This window comes from Massilia sp. TSP1-1-2, assembly GCF_049896185.1.
In the GTDB taxonomy this organism is placed as follows: Bacteria; Pseudomonadota; Gammaproteobacteria; order Burkholderiales; family Burkholderiaceae_D; genus Telluria_A.
The window spans coordinates 1-17,890 of sequence record NZ_JAFCTU010000028.1 but is presented as its reverse complement, the minus strand read 5'-3'; the positions used below and the strand labels follow the sequence as shown (position 1 = coordinate 17,890).

The following is a 17,890-nucleotide window of genomic DNA, read 5'->3' as shown; positions in this document are numbered from 1 at the left end:
ATGTATTTTTTGCGTGTCATAATCGTGTCACAATCACCGGCTAGACTGCGCAGCATCGGCCGAAGCAGTATTGTTTGGTCATCAACCCCAACCCAAGGATTTGATATGCGTTTGAAACAGTTGGTAGCATCCATCATTGTTGGCACATCCGCTTTTGCAGCGCTGTCCTCCGCTATTGCCGCCGACATGACCGGCGCCGGTGCGACTTTCCCGTACCCTATCTATGCCAAATGGGCGGAGAACTACAAGAAGGCAACCGGCAACGGCTTGAACTATCAGTCCGTCGGTTCCGGCGCCGGCATCAAGCAGATTAAGGCCAAAACGGTCGACTTCGGCGCGTCCGACAAGCCTTTGAAGGCAGAAGAACTGAACGAAGCGGGCCTGATGCAGTTTCCTGCCATCATGGGCGGCGTCGTGACCGTCATCAACCTGGACGGCATCGCGCCTGGCGCCATGAAGCTGACCGGTCCGGTTGTCGCCGACATCTACATGGGCAAGATCACCAAGTGGAACGATCCCCAGATCGCCGCACTGAACCCGGGCATGAAGTTGCCGGCCGATGAAATCACCGTTGTGCACCGCGCCGACGGTTCGGGCACCACCTTCCTGTTCACCGACTATCTGTCAAAAGTCAGCCCTGAATTCAAGACCAAGATCGGCGCCGATGCAGCTGTGAAATGGGCGGTTGGCGTAGGCGGCAAGGGCAACGAAGGCGTCGCTGCCAACGTGAAAAGCATGAAGGGTTCGATCGGTTACGTCGAGTGGGCGTTTGCCAAGAAGAACAAAATTGCACACACACAGCTGAAAAACAAGGATGGCAGCTTCCTGCAGCCTGACGACGACGCTTTCAAAGCGGCCGCCGCATCGGCTGACTGGGCCAAGACGCCAGGTTTCGGCATTGTGCTGACCGACCAGGCAGGCAAGGCCAGCTGGCCGATCACGGGTGTGTCGTACATCCTGATGTACAAGGCGCAAGTTGACGCCGCCAAGGGCAAGGAAGTGTTGAAGTTTTTTGATTACTCGTTCAAGAACGGCGACGCTGCTGCTGCCGAGCTGGACTATGTACCGCTGCCTGATTCGGTCACCAAGTTGGTAGTTGAGGCATGGAAAGCAAATTTGAAAGATGCTTCGGGCAAGGCAATCTGGTAATCACGCAAGAAAAATCGCTTCAGCCACCACATCGTCCTCGCGAAAGCGGGGACCCATGGAACCTAAAGTCCGTTGAAAAATATTCTTTCTACGAGCAAGTGTTCCATGGGTCCCCGCGTACGCGAGGACGATGTGGTGGTTTGTTTGACGTTCGGACATCGATGAAATGAATATGACTAGTTCCAACTTAAGCGTCCCCATGGATTTGGCCAAGCCCGCGCCGCGCTCAGCCGAGTTCGTCGCCGAGCAAGCCGCCATGCACAAGACGATGCGCAACCAGCGCCTCCAGGATTTCTTGTTTCACAAAATTACGCTGCTGTTCGCCGCTTCGGTCTTGATCGTCCTGCTCGGGATCATCGTTTCCCTGTTCATTGGCGCAGCGCCCGCTTTCAAAGAATTCGGCTTCGGTTTCCTCACCACCGTCGAGTGGGACCCCGTCAATGACCAGTTCGGCGCGGCAATTGCCATCGTCGGCACCCTGGCCACCGCCTTTATCGCCCTCATCGTCGCCTTCCCGATCAGCTTTGGCATTGCCCTGTTCCTCACCGAAATCTGCCCCGTCTGGCTGCGCCGTCCGCTGGGCACGGCCGTTGAACTGCTGGCCGGCGTGCCCTCCATCATCTACGGCATGTGGGGCCTGTTCGTGTTCGCACCGCTGTTTGCCGAGTATGTCCAGCCAGTGTTGAAATCGACTTTCGGCCCGCTGCCCATCATCGGCCAGTTGTTCACCGGCCCCATGATGGGCATCGGCATCCTCACCGCGGGCCTGATTCTGGCAATCATGATCATCCCGTTTATCGCCTCGGTCATGCGCGACGTGTTCGAGATCGTGCCTGCGGTACTGAAAGAATCGGCGTACGGCCTGGGCTGCACGCGCTGGGAAGTGGTGCGCAAGATCGTCATGCCATACACCAAGACCGGCGTGGTCGGCGGCGTCATGCTGGGCCTGGGCCGCGCGCTGGGTGAAACGATGGCGGTGACGTTTGTCATCGGCAATGCCAACAAGCTGTCGTGGTCGCTCTTTTCGGCAGGTAACAGCATTTCCTCGACGCTGGCCAACGAATTTGCCGAAGCGCAGTCCCCGATGCACGTGGCCTCGCTGTTCGCGCTCGGCCTGATCATGTTCATCATTACCTTTACCGTGTTGTCGGCGGCCAAACTGATGTTGGCCGCGATGGCCCGCAAGGAAGGCGTGAAATGAAGCAAGCTGTTGTCAATCCCGTCTATCGGAAGCGCCTGCTGCGCCACCGCATCGGCATCGCCCTGTCGGTCGGTGCGATGCTGGTGGGCTTGTTTTTCCTGCTGTGGATTCTCTCGACGCTGCTGATCAAAGGCTTTGGCGCCTTGTCGCTCGACCTGTTCCTGAAGGACACGCCGGCGCCCGGTTCCGAAGGCGGCATCCGCAACGCCATTTTTGGCAGCTTGATGATCGTCGGCCTGTCGACGTTCATCAGCACCCCGATCGGCGTGCTGGCCGGCGTCTACCTGGCCGAATACGGCGAGGAAAACCGCTTCGCCCAGGTCACCCGCTTCGTTACCGACATCATGCTGTCGGCGCCGTCCATCGTGCTGGGCATGTTCGTGTGGGCCATGTATGTCGACGTGGCCAAGCACTATTCGGGCTACGCCGGTTCGATCGCGCTCTCGCTGATCGCCGTGCCCGTGGTGGTGCGCACCACCGACAATATGCTGCGCCTGGTGCCCAACAGCCTGCTCGAAGCCGCCTTTGCGCTGGGCGCGCCGCGCTGGAAAGTGGCAACCTTGGTGCGCCTGAAGGCGGTGCGCGCCGGCGTCATCACCGGTGTGTTGCTGGCCGTGGCGCGCATCACCGGCGAAACGGCGCCCCTGCTGTACACGGCGCTGAACAACCAGTTCATGAGCGCCGACATGAACGCACCGATCGCCAACCTGCCGGTCGTGATTCTGCAGTTTGCGATGAGCCCGTACGACGACTGGCGCGCACTGGCCTGGGCCGGCGCCTTGCTGCTGACCTTCAGCGTGCTGCTGCTAAATATTCTGGCGCGCACGATGTTCAGCCAGAAAACCCCGCATTAATCCGATGAAAATTGCCATGAGCCCAATGCCAAAACCGATCCCTACCGAGTCGCCAAAGAGCAAGACGATCGAGATCTCGAACCTGAATTTCTTCTACGGTAAAACGCAGAGCCTGACCAACGTCAACCTGGACATCCACGACAAGCAGGTAACCGCTTTCATCGGACCGTCCGGCTGCGGCAAGTCGACCCTGCTGCGCACGCTCAACCGCATGTACGACTTGTATCCCGGCCAGCGCGCCGAGGGTTCTATCATTTACCGCGGCAAGAATATCCTCGACGCCAGCCAGGACGTGAACATGCTGCGCGCCAAGGTCGGCATGGTGTTCCAGAAGCCGACCCCGTTTCCCATGTCGATTTACGATAACATTGCCTTTGGCGTGCGCCTGTATGAGAACATGTCGAAGGGCGAAATGGACGAGCGCGTCGAATGGGCGCTGAAAAAAGCCGCCCTGTGGGGCGAGGTCAAGGACAAGCTGACCAAGAGCGGCCTGTCATTGTCGGGCGGCCAGCAGCAGCGCCTGTGCATTGCGCGCGGCGTTGCCGTCAAGCCGGACGTGCTGCTGCTCGACGAACCGACGTCGGCGCTGGACCCGATCTCGACGGCCAAGGTGGAAGAACTGATCAGCGAACTGAAGCAGGATTACACGATCGCCATCGTCACCCACAACATGCAGCAGGCGGCGCGCTGCTCGGATTACACGGCCTATATGTACCTGGGCGAACTGGTTGAATTCGGCGAGACCGACCAGATCTTCATGAACCCGGCGCGCAAGGAAACCCAGGATTACATCACCGGCCGATTCGGCTGATTGACTACAAAATAATACGGAGAGCAGCATGATTGGCGAGCATTCATCCAAACAGTACGACCACGAACTAGAAACCATCCGCTCCAAGGTATTGCTGATGGGCGGCATCGTCGAGCGCCAGTTCCTTGAGGCCATGACCTGTTTTCGCATTGGTAACCCGGAGCGCGCCGACCAGGTGATTGCCGACGACGACGAAGTCAACCAGCTCGAAGTGGCCCTCGACGATGCTTGCAGCCACCTGATTGTTCGCCGCCAGCCGACCGCGAACGACTTGCGCACCGTGATGGCCACCGTCAAGGTGCTGACCGACCTGGAGCGCATCGGCGACGAAGCGTCGAAAATCGCGCGCACGGCCAAGAGCTTGCACTCGCGCGGCGTGCCCGGCTTGAATCACTATGAAATGGTGCGCGCGATCGCTACCTCCACGTCCGACATGCTGCACGATGCGCTGGACGCCTTTGCGCGGCTGGACGGCAAGCAAGCCTTGCAACTGATCGCGCAGGACGCCGTGGTGGACTACGAATTTAAGTCTATCATGCGCACCCTGATCACCTTCATGATGGAAGACCCGCGCACCATTTCGTCGGCGCTCGACACGCTGTGGGTGGCCAAGGCCATCGAGCGGATCGGCGACCATGCCAAGAACATCGCCGAATACGTCATCTACGTCGTTGAAGGCAAGGATATTCGGCATACCAAGCTGGCCGCGCCCGTTCCAGACCAACCGGCGGCTTGAGTACGATGGCGCTTGAAAAAACTACCGTCCTGATCGTCGAAGACGAGCCTGCCATTATCGAACTGGTGACCTTCTCGCTGCGCGAAACGGGCTGGAATGTGTGCTCGGTGCAAAACGTGGCCGACGCTTGGGAATTTATTTTGCACAAGGCGCCGCACTTGGTGCTGCTGGACTGGATGCTGCCCGACCAGACCGGCCTGCGCTTGCTGGCGCGGATTCGCGCCGACCGCAATTTCGAAGCCATTCCCGTGATCATGCTGACCGCCAAGAGCATGGAAGAGGACAAGATCGCCGGCTTGAACACGGGCGCTGACGACTACGTCACCAAGCCGTTTTCGCCGCGCGAACTGCTGGCCCGCTCGAAGGCGCTGTTGCGGCGCAAGAGTCCGGAGCATGCCGAAGCGCCGCTGAGCGCCGGCGCCGTCAAGCTCGATCCGGTCAGCTGCACCGTGTTTATCGAAGACTGCAAGATCGATATCGGGCATGCCGAATACAAGCTGCTCAAGTTTTTGCTGGCGCACCCGGAACGCGTGTTCTCGCGCAGCCAGTTGCTCGACAAAGTGTGGGGCGACCATGCCGTGATCGAGGAGCGCACCGTCGACGTCCACGTGCTACGCTTGCGCAAGGCGTTGAAAGAAGCCGAAGGCTTGATCCGCACCGTGCGCAGTGTGGGCTACATGCTGTCCCAAAAATAGCGCCCTCACATCGTCCTCGCGAATGCGGGGACCCATAGAACGGTTGCTCTGAGCAAATGTTCTATGGGTCCCCGCCTTCGCGAGGACGATATGGCGGATGATTTTACTTAAGCCCCCATGAACCCCAAACTCACCTTCTGGATCCCCGCACTGCTGCGCCTGGCCTTTACCCTGCTCGGCGCCGCCGTGGCGGGCTGGCTGTTCGGCGCGGCCTGGGGCCTGGGCCTGGCCTTGGTCGCCATGTTCGTGATGCTGGTCACCCAGCTCAACTACCTGAACCAGCTCGGCGAATGGCTCGACCACCCGCACAGTGCCACGCTGCCTGACGGCTGGGGCTCGTGGACCAACATCTTCTCGCGCCTGTACCGCCTGCGCCGCGACGATGAACGCAACCAGTCCGAGTTGACCGAATGGCTGGCGCGCTTTCGCCAGGCCATGCACCTGCTGCCCGACGGCGTGGCGATCATGGACGACGTGCTATTTTTGGAATGGTGCAACCCGGCCGCCGAGCGCCACCTCGGCTTGACGCTGGAAAAGGACAAGGGCATGCGGGTGACCAACCTGATCCGCCATCCCGCCTTTATCGACTACATCATCCTCGGCCGCTACGAGCAGCCGCTGACGCTGGCGCTGCGCGACCGCAAGCTGATTTGCCAGATCATCCCGTTTGAAAACCGGCGCCAGATCCTGGTCACGCACGACGCCACCGAAACCCAGCGCATCGAGGAAATGCGGCGCGACTTCATCGCCAACGCCTCGCACGAACTGCGCACGCCGCTAACCGTGATCGTTGGCTTTCTGGAAATCGCTTCCCTCGAACCGGATCTGGACGCGCCCACGCGCGCCTCGCACCTGAAGCTGATGACCGAACAAGGCCGGCGCATGCAGCGCCTGATCGAAGACATGCTCACGCTCTCGCGCCTGGAATCGGTCGACTATCCGCTGCGCCCTGAGCGGGTGAACATGCAGCAGATGATGGACGACGTCGCCGACGAAGCGCGGGCGCTGTCGGCCGGCAAGCATGACGTCACGTTCAGCGTCGAGGGGCCCGACATCAAGGGCAGCGCCGAGGAGTTGCGCAGCGCCTTTGGCAACCTGGCCTCGAACGCAGTGCGCTACACGGGGGCGGGCGGGCGCATTCATCTGACCTGGAGAAATTCGGCGGAGGGGCCGCAGTTCATCGCTTCGGACACCGGCATCGGCATCGAACAGGTGCACATTGCCCGCTTGACCGAGCGCTTTTACCGGGTCGACAAGAGTCGCTCGCGCGAGACGCAGGGCACCGGGCTGGGGCTGGCGATCGTCAAGCATGTGCTGCTGCGCCATGGCGGTGTGCTGACCATCACGTCGGAAGCGGGCAAGGGCAGCAGCTTCATCGTCACGCTTGCGCAAAGCGCCGTCGCATAAGCGTCGCCGCCATGTTGTCGGGTGCCCGCGCATGAGGGGCGTGTCCATACCACAACTGCGACCCGAATTCCATTGGTGTACGCGGAAATGTTATATAAATAAAATGCTTGCATCATAAGATTTTTCAGCCTAATATTTCGCAGAGTAGCAATGCTGCCTGGAAGGTAATCTTGACATTTTTACTGGCAGAAATCGCGTTGTTAAATGAAAAAAATTTCTATTTAACCTTCTTGATTTATGTAAGTACCAATGTTAAAGTTTCATTCACATGAGTAGATAGCAACGCAATAGCGCGGGCCTCACGCCTCGGGCATGCGTTGTCGAATTGAGCGTTCAGCCGCAATCTCGGTCCATCGGGCACGGGAGTGGCGTCAGGCTCGGGCCTGTTTTTTTCACCGCAATGGAGATGAAGATGTCCAGTTTGTGTAAAAAAAGAATTCGCGCCAACAGCGGCTCCCGCCGATCGATCTACGCCGTCGCGCTGACACTGTAATCCTTCCCCCACCTGGAATTGCTCGAGCATTGAGCGCAATCGCACGGCCTTGCCTTCTAGGGAAAACGTGCGCAGCTCTCATCAGTGCCGAGTGTCCTGGAGTCGCACCGCTTTCGTTTCAAGCACTACCTTCATCGCGTCCTGCGATGCAAGTGTGTTGGGCTCCGGCCTATTTTTTTCACCGCAATGGAGAGCAAGATGTCCAGTTTGTGTAAAAAAAGAAATCACGCCAAGCGCGGCCGCGGCCAGTCGACACCATCCGGCGCGGCGACACCCTAACTCCTTATTTCGAATTGCTCAGTATTGAGTAATAGTCCCGTCGCATTACGCGCCGGGTCTGCGCCGGGCTTCGGCCTTTTTTTCACCACATGGAGATACAAGATGTCCAATCTGAACAAAGAAATCGACAGCTCGAAAGAAAGCAATCAAGAAGTGACCGCCGTTGACATCGAGTCGTTGAGCGACATCGTGGAAGCGGAGTTGGACAACGTCGCCGGTGGCGGCTATTCGCAGATCGGTGCGACGCACTCGAAAAATGCAGTATCGATGGAAGCTGAATAACAAGTCTGCCGGCGCAAGCGACGCACGTTGCTTGCGCCATCAGGATGGGATGCCGGCTGAACAGCGCCCGTTTGCCTTCGCGGGCAGCGTCGCGATGCGGGCGGTTCCCAGGTGGTGACATGCTTTGCATGAGCAATCTTCCCATCGCATTCTGTGACGGGAATTACGTCGGGCCGCGGCCTGTTTTTTTTACTTATGGAGATTCAAGATGTCCAATCTGAACAAAGAAATCAAAGACTCGAAAGAAGAGAACAAAGACGTCAATGCAGTCGATATCGAGTCGCTGAGCGACATCGTAGAAGCTGAGCTCGATAACGTGGCCGGCGGTGGCTACTCGCAGATCGGCGCCACCCACTCGAAAAACGCAACGCGTTCGCCAACAGCTGAATAATTAGCAAGCGGCGGAAATGGCATCTCTGCCGTTTCCGCCTGAAGGCAGGGATGTCACCCGGGCGCCCCGGGACTGCCGGGCTCATTCGACTGACCGGCCGCCGCCCGGACATGCGCGCTGTAGAGGCACTACCTATAAGTCGTTCTGACTGGCCACCGAGCCGGGTTCATGAGGCGTCGTCGGTTCGCGGCGTGGTTGACTATTTCATTTCTCAGAGGTTTCTGTTGAATAATTTGACATTGTCCGAACGCTGCGACGCCAACCTGGCAGCTCCCGCTAAACCGCATTTCCTCAGTGTGATCCTGAAGGTCACCGAGCGCTGCAACCTGGCCTGTCCCTACTGCTATTTCTTTTTCAGTGGTGATGAAAGTTACAAGGCGCACCCGCCCGTCATCGCCGGCGGTACCGTTACCGAGGTGATCGCGTTCATCCGCAAGGCAGTGATCGAGACGGGCGTGTGGCAAGTGCGGCTCGGCCTGCACGGCGGCGAACCGCTGCTGCTCAAGGTCGACAAATTTGCCGAGCTGTGCGCGCAGTTCCGCGCCGCCCTCGATCCCCTGTGCGACTTGATGCTGGTGGTGCAGACCAACGGGGTACTGGTCAACGACGAGTGGGTCGCTGTATTTTCGCGCTTTCAAGTACGCGTCGGGGTCAGCATCGACGGCGATGAAGCCGTCCACAATATCTTCCGCATTACCAAAAAAGGCAAGGGCACCTACGCCGAGACGCGGCGCGGCTGGAACCTGCTCAACCGCGCCATGGCGGACGGCGTGATCCCGTCGGCGACCATCCTGTGCGTCGTCTCGCCGCAGCAGTCCGGATCGAAAATCCTGAAACACTTCGCGGAAGAGTTGCAAGTTACCGGTGTCAACTTTCTGCTGCCCGACATGACCCATGATTCGCCTGACGCGAACGAACGCTATATCAACGGGTGCGGCGATTTCCTGATCGACGTGTTCAATGCCTGGGCCGAACTGTCCAGCCGCAAAATCAAAGTGACGGTGCGCTGGATCGACGAAATCATCGGCGCGCTCATGGACGACGAGCTGTGCCGCAGGTCGGCAACATCGAAATACGAGCCGCTCGGCCAGTTCGTCGTGTCGTCGAATGGCGAAATCTCTCCCGACGACGTGATCCGCGGGCTCGATCCGCGCTTTCGCACCTTCAGTTTTAACGTAGAACACAGCCAGTATGACGAAGTGCAAAACAGTCCCGTATGGCAGGAACTCGACGGTGCGCAGCGCACACTGGCGCAACAATGCCAGAGCTGCGTGTGGAAAAATATCTGCCGCGGCGGCGCCTACCAGCACCGCTTCTCCGAGAAAAACGGCTTCGACAACCCGTCCGTCTATTGCCCTTCGCTGAAACGGTTTTTTGCGCACGTGACCAAGCAGGTCGTGGCATCGGGCTACCCGATCGAACACATTGAGCGCCGCCTGGAAACCCAATGGGCGTAAGCGCACAGTCGCGCCAGAGAACACAGTCAGGGAAAACATGAGTTCGTTGATATCGTTGATCAAGTCCAGCAGCGCGCCGCAGGCTTACCAGAGCGATGCGTCGCTCGCGGCCTTTGCCGAAGCCTTTGCCAAAGGCGTCATCAAGCGCCTGGCGCGCTGTGTCGCTGCCGACCCGGCCGCGCAAGCCTTGTTCGCATGCTGCACCGAGATGCTGGGCCGCGCGGAGCTGCGCACCGTGAATTGCTGGCAGCCCGAGCTGGGCGCCTGCATGGAGCGCATGAAACAAGGCCAGCCGCTTGAAGCGGTGGTGCACGCACTGCTGTCGCTGCACGCGCTCGGCGTGCCCGGCACCTGGTCGCTGTCGTTGGCCGCGCCGCTCCGGGTCAGCATGGGCGGGCATATCTTCAACCTGCATGGGACGGTGGAGGTGGCGGGCGACGGCGCGCGCCTGCACTGTAGCGTTGCGGACGGCGCCTGCGCGCCTCTCCGGTTCGCGCATCAGGGTGGTCGCTGGCGCCTTGAGGGGACGGCAGAGGCGCCCTGGGACTACGCGGCCCCCGCCTTTGTCGGCTACGCCGGCTTTGAGACATGCTATGTGCAACCATGGCTGCTACCTGGCGGCCACCAGCCCGGCGACGACCTGATGGTCGACTGGCCGCCGCAGCCGGCCGATGCGCACTGCACCCAGTTGGCGCAGCAGGCGGCCGCCCAAATGGGCGAGGCGCTCGACATGCTCAACGTTGCCGGCGCGCGCTATCTGCCGTGGCTGCGGCCGGTGATGCGTGGCATTGCCGCTTGTCCGGTGTATGAGCCGGGGGTCCGGGTCAGCGCCAGTTTCCCCAATCATCTGGGCGTCATCAGCGCCGGCTTTCCACTGAAGGCGGCGTACCTGGCGGAAATCCTGGTGCACGAGTTCAGTCATCAGTATTACTTGTTGCTGGACGCGGTCACGCCGCTTGTAAAAAAACAGGACGAGCAGCCCTTGTTTTACTCCTCATTCAAGATGAAGCAACGGCCTCTGGGAAAAATCTTTCTGGCGTATCACGCCACCGCCAACATGGCGCTGTTCTGGCATGACCTGCACGCCAATTCGGGCGTATCGGTTGCGCTGTACGCCGACGAATTGACCAAGCTGCTGTATCACACCGATAGCTTGGGTTCGGTCATCGCTTCCAGCGCGGGGCTGACCGCGGCCGGCGCAGCCATGTTCGAGACCCAGCGCGATCTGTTGAAGGAGCGCGGCTTGTTGAACCGCGGTGATCTGCTCGGCTGCGCGGCCTGAACCGATGGAGACGCCATCTCAGGAACTGTTCAAACGCATCAGGCTGGCGCGTGAAACCGTGCAAGCCTGGCTGGCCGATGCCGCCGCGCGGGTCGACCCTGTCAAGCAAAACAGCCCGGGCGAACTGCTGTTTCGCCGCAAATGCTTCAACGAACTGGCGCTGTACCTGATGTGGCAAGAGCGCTTGCCGCACCGCCAGCTTGAATCGATTGGAAAAATACGCCACCTCGTCGCTGCGGGCATCAATGACGATTACGTGAGCATGGCGCTGCGGCGCCCGGAACGGCTGCTGATGTATTCCTGCGCACTGGGCTATGCGGTGCACAGCGGCCTGCTCGACCAGCGCCAGGTCAGCGTCGTGCGGCAGGCATTGAGCGGACCGTATGCTTGGAGCCTCGACAGCACGGTCTTCCGCCAGCTTGACCTGGTGCTGGGGTGTCACTACGCCGCCGTGGCGCCGCCGCTCGACCCGGCCGATCTGTTCAAGGTGTCGGCGCTGGCGCTGCCGCCTTCTCCCATATATGGCGACCGGGACGCCTTTTATGCCGTGACCCACGCCGCGTTCTATCAGTTCCTGCTACCGGACTGCGCCGGCGCCACACATCCAGGCCTGGCGCTGTCGGTCAAGGGCGCGCTGTGCCGCGCGCTGGCCTGCAACGATCTTGATCTCGGTCTTGAACTAATCATGGTGCAACTGATACACGGCATTGAGCCGGGCGCCGAATCGTTCATCCTGCTCGACCAGTTGCTCACCGAGTTGCTGACCCAGGGCTGCACCGTGGGCCGCAAGCGCAGCATCGATGTGGCAGCTTTTCTCGCGGTGTGCCCGGAGGAAGCCGAGTGGGCCGAAAAGTTCCACGCCATGCTGGTGGCGGGCCTGGCGCTGTTGCTGCTGGAAGAGTTCGGCAGCGCCGCCTGGCGCGACAGCGCTGCGCGCGAGCGCGAGGGCGCGATGGCGATGGGATCGTGCCTGTCGGCGCTGCATCAATACCATTTGGTCAGCGGCCTGGCGCACTTGAACGGACTGGACGCGCAGGTGCCCCTCGATGCCGGCCTGATGGCCGCCGTGGCCGCCTTCGTGCGCCTGAACCAGCGCCGGGACGGTCATTTCGGCCACCTGGTCGATGAGATGCACAAGATGTCGACATCGAACGCGCAGATCGACATGCGCGCCGTACTCGCGCCGGTCGATCTCGCGTGTGAAACATTCTTGCGGCGCTACCAGGAGCACGGCCATGGCGCATGAGTGTTCGCAACAGAGCAGCGGTCCGGCGCAGCCGGGCTGGCAAGCAGTGCAATTTAACCGACGAGGAGTTTCAGTGGACACATCCGGCGCACCGGCAGTCATTGCGGCAAACGCGACATCGCTTTACATCGTGCTGAAAGTGACGGAACGTTGCAACCTTGCATGCCCCTATTGTTACTTCTTTTTTGCCGGGGATGATACGTTTAAAATTCATCCCGCCACCATCCTTGGCGACACCATCGACGGCCTGATTGAATTCGTGGGCGAAGCCATCGACAATAGCGCTGTGCAGCAGGTGAACATCGGATTTCATGGCGGCGAACCACTGCTGTTGCGCAAGGAAACGTTCCGTGGCATGTGCACGCGGCTGGAAGAGGCGCTGGCGCACCGCTGCAAGCTGCAGTTCATGATGCAGACCAATGCCGTGCTGGTCGATCCGGAATGGGTCGAACTGTTTGTGCGCTACCAGATCCAGATGGGCGTGAGCTTCGATGGACCGGAAGAGATTCATAACCTGACGCGCATTACCAAAAAGGGGCGGGGCACGTACACCGAAACGCGGCGCGGCTGGGATGTGATGAACGCGGCGGGGAACGAGGGGCGCATGCCCAACCCCGGGGTGTTGTGCGTGATCGCCCCCGGCCAGTCGGCCCGCAAGACTTACGCCCACTTTGTGAACGACCTGGCCACGACCAACATCAATTTCTTGATGCCCGATGTGAACCACGATTCGCCCGAGGCGACGGCTGCGTTCATCGACGCGGTGGGCGACTACATGATCGAGATCTGCCACGCCTGGCTGACCGACGGGGCCCGGCGCGGGGTGGAGATTCGCTTCATCAAGGAGATCATCGGGCCGCTGCTGGACGATCAAGTCTGCCGCGCCTCGGCACTGGGGAAATACAATCCCTTCGTGCTGATGACGGTGTCGAGCAATGGTGACATCGCGCCGGACGACATCGTGCGCACGCTCGCGCCGCGCTTTCGGGAAACGGGCTTTCAGGTGGGGCGCAATACGTTGCCCGAGCTGGCCGCCAGTAGCCAGTGGCAGGAGCTGGCGCGGGCGCAGCGGCAGTTGCCCCAGCCATGCCAGAGCTGCGTGTGGCGCAGCGTTTGCCGCGGCGGCGCGCCGCAGAACCGGTTTTCCGGGGCGCGCGGGTTTGACAACCCCTCTGTCTATTGCAAGTCGCTCAAACGCGTGTACGCCTACCTCGCCGACAGTCTGATCAAGGGCGGCATCGGCGCCGACGCCATGGAGCAGCGCCTGGAAATGGCATACGAGTAGTGCAGGCGAGTAGCGCAGACGAGTAGCAGCACCCTTTGATACCATCTGACTAGAAACTGGAGGAGCATCGCGATGAAAGAATTGGTTATCGGCAGCTACGCCCCACACCTGTACGGGACCGACCAGCACCTCGATATGCTGGCCACGGCATACCACAAAGGCGTCACCAAGCGCCTGGCCAAGCTGGCCGAAGCGGACGGATCGCGCGCATCGGCCGAGCTGTTCGCCTTGTACAAGACACTGAGCGACTCCGCGCTGCCCGTCACGGCCCGTTGCTGGCAGCCGGAAATTGGCGCGGTACTGGCTTGCATGAGCGCGAACAATGTCGAACACGCCGTCATCCACGGCCTGTTCGCACTGCACGCGCTGGGCGTGGGTGCGCACTGGGGGCACCGCATTGCGGCGCCGCTACGCTTGAGCATGGCAGGCCATCTGTTCGACGTCGACGGCGCATTTTCAGTGCAGGCCAGTGCCGATCAGATCGCCATTGTGCGGCACGACAGTGGCCTGGAAAAGCTCGTCTTCGAGCGCCAGGAAGGCAACTGGCGCTTGCAGGGCGAACGCCCCACGACCCTGGCCTGGAAGTATAGTGCGCCCGTGTTTCTGACCCAGAGCGGGTTTGAAAGCGTCTACCTGCAGTCGTATATCGAACCGAGCGCCGACGATGTGCCGGAAATGATTATCGATTGGCCGGTACGCCAGCTGGAAGGGGACATGGCGCAGTTCGCGGCGCGGTCGGCGCCGCAAATCGCCGCAGCCATGCAGTTGCTCGCGCAAACGGCGCCGTATTACCTGCCCTGGATTAAGCCTTTGTTCCGCGGCATGGGTCCGGGCCCGCTGGTGGACAACAATCAGCGCCAGAGCGGCAGTTTTTCATGGCATCCAGGCGTCTTTAGCTGTGGCTTTCCCTTGTCGACCCCGTTCCTGGCCGAAGTCATCGTCCATGAAATGAGCCACCAGCATTTCATGCTGGCCGACGCAGTGGTGCCGCTGGTAAAGGCCGGCCGGAACCAGGAAATTTATTTTTCTTCCTTTAAAGGCAAGAACCGGAACATTGAAAAAATCCTGCTGACGTTTCATGCGGTGGCGAACATGGTGCTGTTCTGGCACGACTTCATTACCAATACGGGCGACGCCGACCCGGCCAACCGGGACCAGATGGCCTTGATGCTCAAGCACGGGCACGGACTGGTCAAGGTGCTGCGCACCTCGGACGACATGACCGAAGCCGGGGTCGGCATGTTTGAATCGCAGTGCCGCCTGCTGCGCGAGCGCGGGATCGTGATGGGCGAGGCATAGCCGTGCGAGCGGTGCGCTGTGCCTGGCTTTGCGCATGCAGGTGTCATGGAGGATGGCAACGATGCAGCACTTGGTGATGCAGGCGGCGTCGCCGCACACGTTTGACGGCGGCGCCGGCGGCGCTGCCCTGGCGGGGGCGTTCCAGATCGCCGTCATGAAGCGCCTGCGCACCCGACTGGCCGCACAGCCGAGCGCGCAAGCGTTGTGGGATACCTGCCGGCTTGGCGAGCTCAAGCTGGCCGCCGATGTGCTCTGGTGGCAACCGGAGATCGGTGTCGTCCTCAAGCATCTGGGCCAGGCCGCCATGCTGGAGGCGGTGATGCAACTGCTGTTGGCCTTGCATGCGCGCGGTATCGGCGCGCGCTGGCACTGCGTGCTGGGCGCCCCGGAGCGCTTTAGCATGGGCGGCCATGTGTTCGAGCTTTACGGCGCGGTAACGGTGGAGGCCAGCGCGCGGCGGGTGGTGCTCACACGCGCCAACCTGTCGGCGCTGGCGTTGCTGCACGGCGCGCACGGATGGCGCCTGGAAGGCGGCGCGCCAATCGACGCCGCATGGCGCTACAGTGCGCCATGCTTTCTGCAAAGCGACGCGCTGGCGCACATCTATCTGCAGCGCTGGGACGGCGCCGGTATTGACGCCAATGCGCAGATCGTGATCGATTGGCCGCGCAGGCAATCGGGCGCGTCGCCCAGCGCATTGCGCGCGCCGGCGGCCGCGCTGGAGGACGCCCTGGCCTTGCTGGACCAGGCTGACCCGGCCTACCTGGCCTGGATCGCGCCGATGTTGCGCGGGGTGTGCGCCACGCCGATGGTCGAGCCGGACCAGCACAATAGCGGCAGTAATATTTTCCATGCGGGCATCGTCAGCTGTGGCTTTCCGCTCAACCGCGAGGCGCTGGCCGAAGCGATCGTGCACGAAGTCAGTCACCAGCACTTTCTTTTGCTAAACAGCGTCATCCCCCTGGTCCGGAACGGGCACGACGATGCACTCTATTACTCCTCCCTGAAACGCCAGCACCGTCCGCTCTACCTGATCTTGCTGGCGTTTCACGCGAGCGCCAACATGAGCCTGCTATGGTGCGACCTGTTGCGTCGCAGCGCGGCGCCGCGCTACAGCGCCGAACTGGGCGCGACGCTGGCCCATACGCGCAGCCTGGCGCGCCACCTGCATGGCAACGCGCAGCTCAGCGACGCGGGCGTGCGCCTGTTCCAGACCCAGGCTGCGTTGCTGCGCCGGCACGGCCATGAGATCTGCCCGGCGCCGGTGCCCGCGCCTGCCGTCCACGATGGCTAAGCCTTGCTGGAAGCGCCTGTGCGCGGGCCTCGCCATCTGCCTGCTGACAGCCAGGGCGGGGGCGCAGGTCGGCATCGACGTGGCGTTCGCCACGGACCAGGCGCCGGCGCCCGGCGCCGAGGATGCACTGCTGATCACCTATCGCCTGCCGCCGCACTGCGCCAGCCTTCGATTCGACAAGACCGCGCAAGAGCGTGCCGGCTGGCGCGCACAAGACGCCTGCGGCGCGGCTGACGCCCGCGCATTGACGCGCGGCACCACCGACTGCGATGCGATCCGGTTCCGGGTGCCCTTGAGCACGGAAAAGACCAGCGGCTACCCGGCCGCGTTTTCCTTCGGCGCAGGGCAGGCCGCGTTCACTCACACCAGCAACTTTGCGCTCGACCAGCGCTGCGGCCCATTACAGTACAGTTTCAAGGCGGCGCACATCGCACTGGGCGGCAAGCTTTACCAAGCTTTTACGCCGGCGCTGGAAGGGGCGGGCGATGTGGGGGTGCTGCTGCTGCGTTCGGGCACCGTGCTGGAAAGCGTGCCCGACATGCCGCTGAGCTATTTCGATCCCGCCTTGGGCGACGCCAACATCGCGGCAATCCGCACGGTGGCGCAGCAGACCATCGCCTACTATCGGCGCGCCTTGCCGGACGCGCCGTTCCGGATGCCGGTGCTGGCCGTGGCGCGTCCCTCCGGCGCCGGCGGCCCGCGGGTCGAGGGCGATGCGTCGGACGTGGTGCGCCTGGTGCTGCACAACTGGCCGCGCACGCCCGATGCCTACACCCAAAGGCTGGCAACCATGTTCGTCTCGCATGAGTTCAGCCACCGCTTCCAGATGCGCGACGCGGTCGATGTCTACCCTGAAGCGAGGGTGATCCACGAAGGGGGCGCCGAATTGCTGCGCTGGCTGCTGGCCCTGGAAAAAGGCTGGCTCAGCCCGGCGCAGGCGAAGCGCGAACTCGACACTGCGCTGGCGCAGTGCCTGCTCGCCGTGGGAGCGGCGCCCTGGGGCGAGGTAGCGGCCGCGATAAAATCACAACGGCGCCTTGAATACCGCTGCGGTTTGCCCTTGTACGTCTACGCGCTGGGCTCGCGCCAGGGTCCGGGGACAGCCTTGCAGCGCATCAATCAGTTCTACCGCGAACTGGCTGCGGGCGCACAGCCCGATTTTGCCCGGACGGTCGAATGCGGCGCACTGGCGCCGTGCTCGGCGCGCTGGCTGCCGGCGCTGTTGGGAAGCCAGCAAAGCATGCACAGCGCCTGGCGCGATTTGTTCTCGCACAGTAAGCTGGCCCGCCCAGGGCCGCTCAACCAGGCACAAAAAGACGTGCTGGTAGAGCACGCCGTGGAAGGCTTGATGGTGCGCGATTGCGGCGCGAGCAGTTACTTTCTGCAGCAAGATGGCGTGATTTTCGACCAGTTGGACAGTTGCCGCCATCTGCGCGGCGCCAGCTACCTGAAACGGATCGCCGGCCTGCCCGTCTTCAAGGATCCGCGTACCTGGCAGCGCCTGAGCAGCATCTGCCGCAAGCGGGCGAAACTGCCGCTCGCCTTTGCCGATGGCAGCGGCGCGCTGCTCGACTGCGGTTCCGTCCCGCCGCAGCCGCGCTGGTATGCGGCCGACATCGAGGCGGTGCGCGCGCGCCTGCTGGCGCCGCGCTAGTGTCCTGAGTTGGAAGTTCGTTGTTTATAAATGTTCCGAAATCGCCATGAGGCAAGGAACAAAAGCGGAGCAAGG

The 17,890-nt window shown here is 61.6% G+C and carries 16 protein-coding genes; all 16 read left to right on the top strand.

What is annotated here, in order from left to right; all coding sequences use genetic code 11:
• The first annotated feature begins 105 nt into the window (after window positions 1-105).
• The 16 genes from pstS (at window position 106) to ACP7BV_RS20525 (ending at window position 17,815) form a co-directional block, all read left to right on the top strand.
• Window positions 106-1,149: a phosphate ABC transporter substrate-binding protein PstS gene (gene pstS, locus ACP7BV_RS20600; RefSeq protein ID WP_426106520.1), complete on the top strand. Its 1,044-nt coding sequence runs from the start codon at window positions 106-108 to the stop codon at window positions 1,147-1,149.
• A gap of 199 nt (window positions 1,150-1,348) precedes the next feature.
• The gene (gene pstC / locus ACP7BV_RS20595) at window positions 1,349-2,350 is read left to right on the top strand and encodes a phosphate ABC transporter permease subunit PstC (RefSeq protein ID WP_426106518.1); all 1,002 of its coding nucleotides are present in this window, start codon (window positions 1,349-1,351) and stop codon (window positions 2,348-2,350) included.
• Window positions 2,347-3,204 carry a phosphate ABC transporter permease PstA gene (pstA, locus tag ACP7BV_RS20590; RefSeq protein ID WP_426106440.1) on the top strand — a complete coding sequence of 286 codons (858 nt, stop codon included), beginning with the start codon at window positions 2,347-2,349 and terminating at the stop codon, window positions 3,202-3,204. The genes pstC and pstA overlap by 4 nt, the downstream gene beginning before the upstream one ends.
• Before the next feature lie 16 nt (window positions 3,205-3,220).
• Window positions 3,221-4,015 carry a phosphate ABC transporter ATP-binding protein PstB gene (gene pstB, locus ACP7BV_RS20585; protein WP_426106439.1) on the top strand — a complete coding sequence of 265 codons (795 nt, stop codon included), beginning with the start codon at window positions 3,221-3,223 and terminating at the stop codon, window positions 4,013-4,015.
• Between the two features lie 28 nt (window positions 4,016-4,043).
• Window positions 4,044-4,751, top strand: coding sequence for a phosphate signaling complex protein PhoU (gene phoU, locus ACP7BV_RS20580; protein WP_426106438.1), 708 nt, complete (start codon window positions 4,044-4,046; stop codon window positions 4,749-4,751).
• Between the two features lie 5 nt (window positions 4,752-4,756).
• Window positions 4,757-5,446, top strand: coding sequence for a response regulator (locus ACP7BV_RS20575; protein ID WP_426106437.1), 690 nt, complete (start codon window positions 4,757-4,759; stop codon window positions 5,444-5,446).
• 117 nt (window positions 5,447-5,563) lie between these two features.
• Window positions 5,564-6,853: a phosphate regulon sensor histidine kinase PhoR gene (phoR, locus tag ACP7BV_RS20570; protein ID WP_426106436.1), complete on the top strand. Its 1,290-nt coding sequence runs from the start codon at window positions 5,564-5,566 to the stop codon at window positions 6,851-6,853.
• A gap of 874 nt (window positions 6,854-7,727) precedes the next feature.
• Window positions 7,728-7,907 carry a hypothetical protein gene (locus tag ACP7BV_RS20565; protein ID WP_426106435.1) on the top strand — a complete coding sequence of 60 codons (180 nt, stop codon included), beginning with the start codon at window positions 7,728-7,730 and terminating at the stop codon, window positions 7,905-7,907.
• 208 nt (window positions 7,908-8,115) lie between these two features.
• Window positions 8,116-8,298, top strand: coding sequence for a hypothetical protein (locus ACP7BV_RS20560; protein WP_426106434.1), 183 nt, complete (start codon window positions 8,116-8,118; stop codon window positions 8,296-8,298).
• Window positions 8,299-8,522: 224 nt separating this feature from the next.
• Complete coding sequence (locus tag ACP7BV_RS20555) at window positions 8,523-9,755, top strand: radical SAM protein (RefSeq protein WP_426106432.1); 1,233 nt, start codon at window positions 8,523-8,525, stop codon at window positions 9,753-9,755.
• A 37-nt stretch (window positions 9,756-9,792) separates the two neighbouring features.
• Window positions 9,793-11,037: an aKG-HExxH-type peptide beta-hydroxylase gene (locus tag ACP7BV_RS20550; protein WP_426106431.1), complete on the top strand. Its 1,245-nt coding sequence runs from the start codon at window positions 9,793-9,795 to the stop codon at window positions 11,035-11,037.
• A 4-nt stretch (window positions 11,038-11,041) separates the two neighbouring features.
• On the top strand, window positions 11,042-12,283 hold the full coding sequence (locus tag ACP7BV_RS20545) for a DUF6895 family protein (RefSeq protein ID WP_426106429.1): 1,242 nt from the start codon (window positions 11,042-11,044) through the stop codon (window positions 12,281-12,283).
• Between the two features lie 73 nt (window positions 12,284-12,356).
• Complete coding sequence (locus ACP7BV_RS20540; protein ID WP_426106428.1) at window positions 12,357-13,568, top strand: radical SAM protein; 1,212 nt, start codon at window positions 12,357-12,359, stop codon at window positions 13,566-13,568.
• Window positions 13,569-13,640: 72 nt separating this feature from the next.
• Window positions 13,641-14,867 carry an aKG-HExxH-type peptide beta-hydroxylase gene (locus tag ACP7BV_RS20535; protein WP_426106427.1) on the top strand — a complete coding sequence of 409 codons (1,227 nt, stop codon included), beginning with the start codon at window positions 13,641-13,643 and terminating at the stop codon, window positions 14,865-14,867.
• 61 nt (window positions 14,868-14,928) lie between these two features.
• Window positions 14,929-16,161 (top strand): aKG-HExxH-type peptide beta-hydroxylase, encoded by a 1,233-nt coding sequence (locus ACP7BV_RS20530; protein ID WP_426106426.1) that lies wholly within the window; start codon window positions 14,929-14,931, stop codon window positions 16,159-16,161.
• The gene (locus ACP7BV_RS20525) at window positions 16,154-17,815 is read left to right on the top strand and encodes a hypothetical protein (RefSeq protein WP_426106425.1); all 1,662 of its coding nucleotides are present in this window, start codon (window positions 16,154-16,156) and stop codon (window positions 17,813-17,815) included. Before ACP7BV_RS20530 ends, ACP7BV_RS20525 begins: the two co-directional genes overlap by 8 nt.
• Window positions 17,816-17,890 lie beyond the last annotated feature (75 nt).

Excerpts from the sequence above, each read along its gene's own strand:
- pstS (WP_426106520.1), top strand. The coding sequence starts at position 106 with ATGCGTTTGAAACAGTTGGTAGCATCCATCATTGTTGGCACATCCGCT.
- pstC (WP_426106518.1), top strand. The coding sequence starts at position 1,349 with ATGGATTTGGCCAAGCCCGCGCCGCGCTCAGCCGAGTTCGTCGCCGAG.
- pstA (WP_426106440.1), top strand. The coding sequence starts at position 2,347 with ATGAAGCAAGCTGTTGTCAATCCCGTCTATCGGAAGCGCCTGCTGCGC.
- pstB (WP_426106439.1), top strand. The coding sequence starts at position 3,221 with ATGAGCCCAATGCCAAAACCGATCCCTACCGAGTCGCCAAAGAGCAAG.
- phoU (WP_426106438.1), top strand. The coding sequence starts at position 4,044 with ATGATTGGCGAGCATTCATCCAAACAGTACGACCACGAACTAGAAACC.
- ACP7BV_RS20575 (WP_426106437.1), top strand. The coding sequence starts at position 4,757 with ATGGCGCTTGAAAAAACTACCGTCCTGATCGTCGAAGACGAGCCTGCC.
- phoR (WP_426106436.1), top strand. The coding sequence starts at position 5,564 with ATGAACCCCAAACTCACCTTCTGGATCCCCGCACTGCTGCGCCTGGCC.
- ACP7BV_RS20565 (WP_426106435.1), top strand. The coding sequence starts at position 7,728 with ATGTCCAATCTGAACAAAGAAATCGACAGCTCGAAAGAAAGCAATCAA.
- ACP7BV_RS20560 (WP_426106434.1), top strand. The coding sequence starts at position 8,116 with ATGTCCAATCTGAACAAAGAAATCAAAGACTCGAAAGAAGAGAACAAA.
- ACP7BV_RS20550 (WP_426106431.1), top strand. The coding sequence starts at position 9,793 with ATGAGTTCGTTGATATCGTTGATCAAGTCCAGCAGCGCGCCGCAGGCT.
- ACP7BV_RS20545 (WP_426106429.1), top strand. The coding sequence starts at position 11,042 with ATGGAGACGCCATCTCAGGAACTGTTCAAACGCATCAGGCTGGCGCGT.
- ACP7BV_RS20535 (WP_426106427.1), top strand. The coding sequence starts at position 13,641 with ATGAAAGAATTGGTTATCGGCAGCTACGCCCCACACCTGTACGGGACC.
- ACP7BV_RS20530 (WP_426106426.1), top strand. The coding sequence starts at position 14,929 with ATGCAGCACTTGGTGATGCAGGCGGCGTCGCCGCACACGTTTGACGGC.
- ACP7BV_RS20525 (WP_426106425.1), top strand. The coding sequence starts at position 16,154 with ATGGCTAAGCCTTGCTGGAAGCGCCTGTGCGCGGGCCTCGCCATCTGC.